8 protein-coding genes are annotated in these 6,233 nt (G+C 66.0%); all 8 read right to left on the minus strand.

The features are described 5' to 3' along the window. Positions 1-2: 2 nt before the first annotated feature. Positions 3-1,205, minus strand: a complete 1,203-nt coding sequence (gene sucC / locus RBB34_RS17920) for an ADP-forming succinate--CoA ligase subunit beta (RefSeq protein WP_306120618.1) — start codon at positions 1,203-1,205, stop codon at positions 3-5. Positions 1,206-1,235: 30 nt separating this feature from the next. Continuing rightward, on the minus strand, positions 1,236-2,198 hold the full coding sequence (mdh, locus tag RBB34_RS17925) for a malate dehydrogenase (protein ID WP_306120619.1): 963 nt from the start codon (positions 2,196-2,198) through the stop codon (positions 1,236-1,238). Between the two features lie 204 nt (positions 2,199-2,402). Beyond that, complete coding sequence (locus RBB34_RS17930) at positions 2,403-2,798, minus strand: VOC family protein (RefSeq protein ID WP_306120620.1); 396 nt, start codon at positions 2,796-2,798, stop codon at positions 2,403-2,405. Next, positions 2,795-3,922: a cell division protein ZapE gene (gene zapE / locus RBB34_RS17935; RefSeq protein WP_306120626.1), complete on the minus strand. Its 1,128-nt coding sequence runs from the start codon at positions 3,920-3,922 to the stop codon at positions 2,795-2,797. The genes RBB34_RS17930 and zapE overlap by 4 nt, the downstream gene beginning before the upstream one ends. 62 nt (positions 3,923-3,984) lie before the next feature. After that, a complete protein-coding gene (locus RBB34_RS17940; protein ID WP_306120621.1) occupies positions 3,985-4,587 on the minus strand; it encodes an AprI/Inh family metalloprotease inhibitor in 603 nt (200 codons plus the stop codon). A gap of 169 nt (positions 4,588-4,756) precedes the next feature. After that, the gene (gene rpsP, locus RBB34_RS17945) at positions 4,757-5,179 is read right to left on the minus strand and encodes a 30S ribosomal protein S16 (RefSeq protein WP_306120622.1); all 423 of its coding nucleotides are present in this window, start codon (positions 5,177-5,179) and stop codon (positions 4,757-4,759) included. A gap of 7 nt (positions 5,180-5,186) precedes the next feature. Continuing rightward, positions 5,187-5,564: a chorismate mutase gene (locus tag RBB34_RS17950; protein ID WP_306120623.1), complete on the minus strand. Its 378-nt coding sequence runs from the start codon at positions 5,562-5,564 to the stop codon at positions 5,187-5,189. A gap of 37 nt (positions 5,565-5,601) precedes the next feature. After that, positions 5,602-6,153 carry a GNAT family N-acetyltransferase gene (locus RBB34_RS17955; protein WP_306120624.1) on the minus strand — a complete coding sequence of 184 codons (552 nt, stop codon included), beginning with the start codon at positions 6,151-6,153 and terminating at the stop codon, positions 5,602-5,604. Positions 6,154-6,233 lie beyond the last annotated feature (80 nt).

A 6,233-nucleotide genomic window follows, 5' to 3' on the forward strand; every position in this document is an offset into this window, starting at 1 on the left:
AACTATTCTTTCCCTTCGGAGACCGCCTTGACGATCTTCTGCGCCGCATCGTCGAGATCGTCGGCTGCGATCACGTTCAGATCGCTCTCGTTGAGGATCTGCTTGCCCTTGTCGACATTGGTGCCCTCGAGCCGCACGACCAGCGGCACCTTCAGGCCCACTTCCTTGACCGCGGCGACCACGCCCTCGGCGATCACGTCGCAGCGCATGATACCGCCGAAGATGTTGACGAGGATGCCCTTGACGCTGGGGTCGGAGGTGATGATCTTGAACGCCGCCGTCACCTTCTCCTTGGAGGCGCCGCCGCCCACATCGAGGAAGTTGGCCGGCTCGGCGCCATAGAGCTTGATGATGTCCATGGTCGCCATGGCGAGCCCGGCGCCATTGACCATGCAGCCGATATTGCCGTCGAGCGCCACATAGGCCAGATCGTGCTTTGAGGCCTCGATCTCCTTGTCGTCCTCCTCCGTCTCGTCGCGCAGTTCGACGATGTCCGGGTGCCGGAACAGCGCGTTGTCGTCGAACGAGACCTTGGCGTCGAGCACGCGCAGATGCCCGTCCTTCATCACGATCAGCGGATTGACCTCCAGAAGGCTCATGTCCTTTTCGGTGAAGGCCTTGTAAAGGGTCGGAAACAGCGCCATGCCGTCCTTGGCCGCCTGCTTGGTCAGCTTCAGCGCCCGGTTGAGCTTGCGCGAATCGGTGTCGGTCATGCCCTTCACCGGATCGATCGGCAGGGTCGTGATCTTGTCGGGCGTTTCTTCGGCGACCGCTTCGATGTCCATGCCGCCTTCAGTGGAGACCACGAAGGCCGGCCTGCCCGTCGACCGGTCGACCAGCAGCGACAGATACAGCTCGCGATCGATATCCGCGCCGTCCTCGATATAGAGGCGGCCGACCCGCTTGCCCGCCGGGCCGGTCTGGTTGGTCACCAGCGTGTTGCCGAGCATCTCCCTTGCGTTCTCGACGACCTCGTCGACCGAATTGGCGAGCCGAACGCCGCCCTTGGCATCCTTGCCCAGCTCCTTGAACTTGCCCTTGCCGCGCCCGCCGGCATGGATCTGGCTCTTGACCACATAGAGCGGTCCGGGGAGCTTTTTCGCCCACTCCTCGGCCTGTTCGACCGAATAGACCGCAACGCCCGAGGCGACGGGCGCGCCAAAGCTGTGCAGAAGGCGCTTGGCCTGGTATTCATGGATGTTCATTGTCGGTCCCTAATGCGTTTGCGCGGCGGATCACTTCAGGTTCGGCGCGATATTGGTGCAAGCCTCGCACAGGCCGGCCACCGCTGCGACCGACTTGTCGAACATTTTCTGCTCGGACTTGTTCAGCCCGATCTCGATGACGCGCTCGACCCCGCCCGCGCCGATCACCGCCGGCACGCCGACATACATGTCCTTGACACCGTATTGGCCCGACAGGTGCGCCGCGCACGGCAGCACGCGCTTCTTGTCCTTCAGATAGCTCTCGGCCATCATCACCGCCGACGAGGCCGGGGCGTAGTAGGCCGACCCCGATTTGAGCAGACCGACGATCTCGGCGCCGCCGTCACGGGTGCGCTGGACGATCTGGTCGAGCTTCTCCTTGGTCGTCCATCCCATCTTGACCAGGTCGGGCAGCGGGATGCCGGCGACCGTCGAATAGCGCGTCAGCGGCACCATGGTGTCGCCATGCCCGCCGAGCACGAAGGCGGTGATGTCCTCGACCGAGACATCGAACTCCTCGGCCAGGAAATGGCTGAAACGCGCCGAGTCCAGCACGCCGGCCATCCCGCAGACCTTGGAACGCGGCAGCCCCGAGAACTGCTGCAGCGCCCAGACCATCGCGTCGAGCGGATTGGTGATGCAGATCACGAAGGCCTCGGGCGCGTATTTCCGGATGCCCGCGCCGACCTGTTCCATCACCTTCAGATTGATGCCCAGCAGATCGTCGCGGCTCATGCCGGGCTTGCGCGGCACCCCGGCGGTGACGATGGCGACATCGGCGCCCTCGATCGCCTCGTAGGAATTGGTACCGACATAGCGCGCGTCGAAACCGTCGACCGGCGCCGACTGCGCAATGTCCAGCCCCTTGCCCTGCGGAATGCCCTCGGCGATGTCGAACAAGACCACATCGCCCAGTTCCTTGAGGCCGATCATGTGCGCCAGCGTGCCGCCGATCATGCCCGAGCCGATGAGTGCGATCTTGTTGCGTGCCATGGTGCCTGTCGTCCCGTCCTGTCCCCGTCGATTGTCGGATTGGGGCCGCGCCGCAGATGCGCGGCGAGTCCCGTCAAAGAGTGGCTACCGGTTGGACCAAGCCGCCACCGAAATCAACCAAAACTTTCGTCATGAACGATTTCAATCGGTTAGCAAGCAATCATTTTACGTAAACGTCAATTTGGACCTCCACGCCGCCCGGCATCACAGGGCCGGTTTCGGCTCGATCAGGTCCCAGCGATTGCCGAACGGATCGGTGAAGACGGCGACCGTCCCGTATGGTTCGTGGCGGGGCTGTTCGACGAAACCCACACCGGCCCGCCGGAAGCGTTCATGATCGCGGGCGAAGTCGTCGGTCTCCAGAAAGAAGGCCACGCGGCCGCCCGTCTGCTTGCCGATCGCGGCGGTCTGGCCCGGTCCGTCGGCCTTCGCCAGCAGCAGGGCCGCGCCACCGCCCGGAGGCGCAACGCGCACCCAGCGCTTGCTTGCGCCCAGTTGCGTGTCCTCGACGAGATCGAAGCCGAGCGCGGTGCAGTAGAAGTCGATCGCCTCGTCATAGTCGGGCACGACGAGCGTGACCAGCGCAAGCCGTTGCGTCACGAGGCCTTCGCCATCGGCTTCGTCGCGGCGACCCAGTCTTCCGAGCGCATCTCGATCAGACGCGAGGCGGTTCGCTCGAACTCGAACGCCTCGGTGCCCGACCGCGCCTGATACAGCTCGCCCGGCTCGGCCGCCGCCGAGACGACCAGCTTGTTGCGATTGTCATAGAGCGTGTCGATCAGGTTGATGAAGCGCTTGGCCTCGTTGCGCTTGCCGTCGCCGATCACGGGCACGTTCTCGACCATCAGCGTGTGATAGCTGCGCGCGATGGTCAGATAGTCGCGCGCGCCCAGCGGCGTCTCGCACAGATCGGCAAAGCCGAACCGCGCCGCGCCGAACGCCGCCGCCGGCACGGTGATCTGGCGCCCCTTGACCGTGATTGCGTCCGGTGGCGTGGCGATGCCGCCGGTCAGCGCCACCCAGGTCGCCTCCATGGCCATCTCGGTTTCCGGGCCGAGCGGAGTCCGGTAGAGCGGGGTCCGCGCCAACCGGCCGAGACGATAATCGCGCTCGGCATCCAGGCTGAAAACGTCCGCATGATCTTTCAATAGGTCGACGAACGGCAGGAACAAGCCCCGGTTCAGCCCGTCGCGGTAAAGGTCGTCCGGCGCCACGTTCGACGTCGCCACCAGCACGACGCCGTGCTGGAACAGCGCCGCAAACAGCCGCGACAGGATCATCGCATCGGCGATGTCGGTCACGGTGAATTCGTCAAAGCACAACACCCGTGCCTCTTCGGCGATGGCCGCGACCACCGGCGCGATGGGATCGTCGCCCTTCGCGCTGCCGTCCTTGACCCCGGCGCGGTGCGCCGCGATGCGGTCATGCACATCGGCCATGAAGTCGTGGAAATGGGCGCGACGCTTGCGCCGGGACGGGCAGGCACGGAAGAAGAAGTCCATCAGCATGGACTTGCCACGCCCGACCGAGCCGTGGATGTACACGCCGCGCACCTGATCGCGCCTGGGCGCCTTCTTGGCGAACAGCCAGCCCAGCGACGACGACTTGGAGGCAAGCCGCACCGAGGCGATGGCCTTGTTGAGCCGGTCGAGCCGTTCGGCGAGCGTCTCCTGCGCCGGGTCGGCCACGATCACGCCCTCGCGCACCAGTTCGCGGTAGCGCATGGCGACCTGGTCGCCGGGCCGGATGCGGTCAGGCATGAACGATCAGCGCTCCCGCCCCTCGTTCACCGGGCCAGACTGATCGAGCGACCGCCCACCGTCTGGCCGTCGAAACGCGTCTCGCCGGAGCGGAACAGCGTGGCCACCTTGTTGCCGCCCGAATCGCTGAGCACGACCTGGCTGCCATCGACGTTCCAGGACGACACTTCGGCGGCATCGCCGGGGCAGCCCCGCGAGGCGGCACGGAAGCCGGTCGACCACTTCGTCAGTGCCATGAACATCTGGCAGTTCGCGCCTTCGGTGGACACGCGCCAGGCGCCGACCATGGTCTCGCGGGTCACCGGCTCGGTCGAGGCGACCTGCTGGACGCTGGAATCGGTACCCTGCCCGTCGGTCCCCGCAGCCGCCTGCTCGGTCCCATCGGCCGGCGGAAGCTGCTCGCTCTGCACGGGCTGGCTGGTCGCCGGCGCGGAGGGGAAGCCGTTCTGGCCGGAGGCCTGCGGCGCCGATGGCGGCGGCAATTGTCCGCTGCTGACGGTCCCCGAGGGCGCCGGCGTCAGTGGCGCGGGCTGCGTGTTCAGGAAGTTGATGCGCGAATTCGTGCACCCGGCCACCAGAACCGCCGTCGCCGCGACGGCCACGATCGGGACAATATTTGTCCTGCTCATATCAGATCTCCGGTTTCGCGCGCCCGTCGGCCCGCGCTGTGCGCCCTTCTCTTCCGCACTAAAAAGGCGAAAGAAAGAAAAGACAAGGTTAACGCCGGCTTGACGCCACGGCGCAAATGCAGGTCTTTTCCGGTTTTCCGCCGGTTGTGCGCGGGAAGGGCAGACCTTCTCATTCAGCCGCGGCTTCGGCCGGGGCCTCTTCGGCAGGCGCCTCGGCGGCGGCTTTGGCCTCCGCTTCGGCCTGGCGGGCTTCCTCCTCGCGCATGCGCTGCTCCTCGAGCCGCTCCTGCGCCTTCTTGCCCGGCAGGGCCTTCTTGGGGTTGTTGCGCGCCGGACGCTCGGCGATGCCGGCATCGGCGAGGAAGCGCAGCACCCGGTCGGTCGGCTTGGCGCCCACGCTGAGCCAGTGCCTGACCCGCTCTTCATCGAACGTCACGCGCGATGCCTCGCCGCCCTTGGGCAGCATCGGGTTCCAGGCGCCGACGCGCTCGATGAACCGGCCATCGCGCGGGCTGCGCACATCGGCGACGACGATGTGATAATAGGGACGCTTCTTGGACCCGCCACGGGCCAGTCGCAGTTTCAGGGACATTGTCGGGTTACTCCTGTTCAATCGATCGGGGTTGGGTGTCGCCCGGCTCGCCACGGGCGACCAGGTCGACATCGGTTCGTCCGGCCGCCACCGCATCGTGATGACGCATGACGTGCTCGATGACGAATCGAAGATAGGTCTCGGTGAAATCGGGGCTGAAGCGCGCATCCTCGGCCAGCCGCCGCAGCCGCCTGGCCTGCTCGGCCTCGCGCACGAGGTCCGCCGATGGCAGATCGTGCTGCGCCTTCAGCCGGCTGACCGTCTCGGTGCAGCGGAACCGCTCGGCCAGCATGTAGACGATCGCCGCGTCGATATTGTCGATCGACGCGCGCAGGTCGCCCAGCAGCGCCCGGGCGCGTTCGGTATCGTCGTCGGCTTTTGGCATCTGGTCTGTCATGACTTGCAGGGCTTGTCCGGTGCGCTCACGCCGCGCCGCGCCGCGCAAGGAACTGCGCGGGCGTCAGATGGCGCCAGATATCGGCGGTGAAATCGGTGACCTGAGCCCCAGTCCTTTCGCGCACGGCGCCGAGCTTGCGCGCCACCCCTTGCGAGGCATGATTGTCCGGATCGATCAGGCTGATCGCCGTGTCCCAGCCCAGCCGCTCATAGGCAAAGGCGAGCGAGGCGGCGGCCGCCTCGGTGGCGTAGCCCTTGCCGTGATGGGCCGGCGCGAAGGTGTAGCCGATCTCGTTGTCGGGCCAGCCATGCGGCCGCATCGGCCCGCAATAGCCCACGCATTCGCCTTCGGCCTTGCCCTCCACGCAGAAGATGCCGAAGCCGCGCAACTGCCACGAGCCGGCCATCGCCGCCATGCGCCGCCAGGCATCGTATTCGTTCATCACGCCGCCCAGAAACCGCATCGCCTCCGGATCGGCATAGATCGACTTGATGACCGCGAAGTCGCGCTCGGCAAAGCCGCGCAGGATCAAACGCTCGGTCTCGATGACCGGGATGTCGATGCCGCCATGGCTCATGCCGCCTTACCTTTCAAGAGCGCATTAGCGCCTGCTTTTCCGGAGCTTTGCTTGATGCGATGATCGCGGATCGGCAGGGG

Origin of the sequence: Roseitalea sp. MMSF_3546, from assembly GCF_030732865.1 — a bacterium.
GTDB lineage: Bacteria > Pseudomonadota > Alphaproteobacteria > Rhizobiales > Rhizobiaceae > Roseitalea.

Bases quoted from the DNA above. Each gene is read 5' to 3' on its own strand.
- sucC (WP_306120618.1), bottom strand. From the start codon at position 1,205: ATGAACATCCATGAATACCAGGCCAAGCGCCTTCTGCACAGCTTTGGC.
- mdh (WP_306120619.1), bottom strand. From the start codon at position 2,198: ATGGCACGCAACAAGATCGCACTCATCGGCTCGGGCATGATCGGCGGC.
- zapE (WP_306120626.1), bottom strand. From the start codon at position 3,922: ATGCGCTACCGCGAACTGGTGCGCGAGGGCGTGATCGTGGCCGACCCG.
- RBB34_RS17940 (WP_306120621.1), bottom strand. From the start codon at position 4,587: ATGAGCAGGACAAATATTGTCCCGATCGTGGCCGTCGCGGCGACGGCG.
- rpsP (WP_306120622.1), bottom strand. From the start codon at position 5,179: ATGTCCCTGAAACTGCGACTGGCCCGTGGCGGGTCCAAGAAGCGTCCC.
- RBB34_RS17950 (WP_306120623.1), bottom strand. From the start codon at position 5,564: ATGCCAAAAGCCGACGACGATACCGAACGCGCCCGGGCGCTGCTGGGC.
- RBB34_RS17955 (WP_306120624.1), bottom strand. From the start codon at position 6,153: ATGAGCCATGGCGGCATCGACATCCCGGTCATCGAGACCGAGCGTTTG.